The sequence below is a fragment of the Acinetobacter minutum genome, assembly GCF_035916735.1.
Taxonomy (GTDB): Bacteria; Pseudomonadota; Gammaproteobacteria; order Pseudomonadales; family Moraxellaceae; genus Acinetobacter.
In genome coordinates, this window is sequence record NZ_JAQIHG010000061.1 from 1 (window position 1) to 2,144 (window position 2,144).

The window sequence follows — 2,144 nt, forward strand, 5'->3', positions numbered from 1 at the left end:
CGCTGAACACACCTTATGAATTCATCCTATAAGCCTTAATTTAGTCCCCACTTAAAAACAAGTGGGGACTAAAATTTATGACTACAAATAACCAGACATCCATCGCATCTCTTGCGAAAAAACGAAGAACATACAGTGCTGAATTTAAACAGCAGATCGTTCAGGCTTGTAAAGCACCGGACGTTTCAATTGCTTCGGTCGCTTTGCAACATGGATTGAATACAAATCTTGTATCCAAATGGATTCGCTTAATTGATGGTAAGCCAGGGAATGATCGCTCACCACTACCGAATAAACCTGCATTTATTGCCTTATCTTGCTCTGCACCATTAGATCCTACTCCTACTGACATGTTAAAGGTTCAAATTACTTTACCCCACTCAAAAGCAGAAATTGGCTTGAAATGGCAAGTATCAGAAATATCTGCTTTAGCAGAATTACTCAAGGCACTTGCAACATGATACGCATTGATGAAATCTGGCTTTCTACCCAACCTCTGGATATGCGAGCAGGGATGGATACTGTCATGGCTCAGGTGGTGAGAGCCTTTGGCTACATTAAACCGCATTGTGCTTACCTGTTCTGTAATAAACGTGGCCATCGCATGAAAGTGCTGGTACATGATGGACTGGGCATCTGGCTGTGTGCCCGGCGGCTGGAACAGGGAAAATTCCACTGGGCGCAGGTTCACCAGGGTGAAAGCATGGCGATCAGTCCGGAACAGTTACAGGCACTGATCCAGGGTTTACCTTGGCAGCGCATTGGACGACAGCAGGTGGTGACGATGCTCTAAACTAGGCTGGTCCATTCTGCTATTCTCCAAACGTTCTATTTCCTCTGCGTCATGACCTCAGGCATACTGCGGTCATGAAAATGCTGCCTGATTTAAGCCAACTGACCCATGAACAACTGCTGGAATTTACCCAGCAGTTGGCGATGCAGCATCAACAACTCGCAGAAGATAAACAACAATTAGATGCTCAAGTTCAACATCTGGAAGTATCAAATCAACAATTAGATGCCAAAGTTCAACATCTTGAAGTCACCAATCAGCAATTAGATTCTAAAGTTCAGCATCTTTCTATTCTCAATCAAAAATACGAGCATGAACTGGCGCTGTTTAAACAGCACAAATTCGGTAGTAAAAACGAACATCTCACCGCAAAACAAATCCATCTGTGGGATGAGGCGGTCGAAGAAGATATCGCAGCAGTCGATCTGGAACTGGAGCGGCTGAATGCAGATAAAACCGATGCAGCAACACAGAAAGCCACAGTCAACAAACCTAAACGTCGACTGCTACCCGATCATCTACACACCATCCGTATTGAGCATGAACCTGCATCAACCCAATGCAGTTGTGGCTGCCAGTTACGTCGTATCGGCGAAGATATCAGTGAAAAACTGCATTTCAGACCGGCACAGTTCTATAAGGAACAGCATGTACGTGGCAAATGGGTCTGTGATCAGTGTGACACCCTGACTCAGCAAGCGATGCCCGCCTATGTGATTGATAAAGGCATTGCTTCACCTGAACTGCTCAGCCATGTGCTGGTATCGAAGTATGCCGATCATTTTCCGCTGTACCGTCAGCGCCTGATCTATCTACGCGCAGGTGTTGATCTGTCCAGATCTACTTTATCTGACTGGATTGGTCGCTGCGGTGTGGAACTGGAACCTCTGGCCAATGCCTTAAAACAGGTGGTGCTGCAACAGCGGGTGATGCATGCCGATGAAACGCCGGTCACCATCATGCGGATGGGTGATGATGAGAAAAAACCGAAGAAAGGTTATGTCTGGGCCTATGCCACTACACAGTACAATCCAGTTCAGGCAGTGATCTATGACTTTCAGGATAGTCGTTCAGGTCAGCATGCTGAAGCGTTCCTGAATGGCTGGCAGGGTCATCTGGTCTGTGACGATTACAGTGGTTATAAAGCACGCTTTAAATCAGGCCAGGTCATTGAGGTGGGCTGCATGGCGCATGCACGTCGTAAATTCCATGAGCTACATGTGACTGGGAAAAGTCAGATCGCTGAACAGGCATTACTGATGATTCAGAAACTGTATGCCATAGAAGCAGAACTCAGGAAAAAGACCGATAGTACAGCAGAACACCGCCGCGAATACCGACAACAGCACAG

At 46.4% G+C, this 2,144-nt stretch carries 3 protein-coding genes; all 3 read left to right on the forward strand.

The annotated features are described in order from the left end of the window. The first annotated feature begins 77 nt into the window (after window positions 1–77). The gene (tnpA, locus tag PAE54_RS12355; RefSeq protein ID WP_326519654.1) at window positions 78–461 is read left to right on the forward strand and encodes an IS66-like element accessory protein TnpA; all 384 of its coding nucleotides are present in this window, start codon (window positions 78–80) and stop codon (window positions 459–461) included. After that, on the forward strand, window positions 458–793 hold the full coding sequence (gene tnpB / locus PAE54_RS12360) for an IS66 family insertion sequence element accessory protein TnpB (protein ID WP_067728626.1): 336 nt from the start codon (window positions 458–460) through the stop codon (window positions 791–793). Before tnpA ends, tnpB begins: the two co-directional genes overlap by 4 nt. Window positions 794–867: 74 nt before the next feature. Continuing rightward, window positions 868–2,144, forward strand: a 1,277-nt coding sequence (gene tnpC, locus PAE54_RS12365; protein ID WP_326519655.1) for an IS66 family transposase, incomplete at its 3' end; no start/stop codon positions are given.

Bases quoted from the DNA above. Each gene is read 5' to 3' on its own strand.
- tnpA (WP_326519654.1), top strand. From the start codon at position 78: ATGACTACAAATAACCAGACATCCATCGCATCTCTTGCGAAAAAACGA.
- tnpB (WP_067728626.1), top strand. From the start codon at position 458: ATGATACGCATTGATGAAATCTGGCTTTCTACCCAACCTCTGGATATG.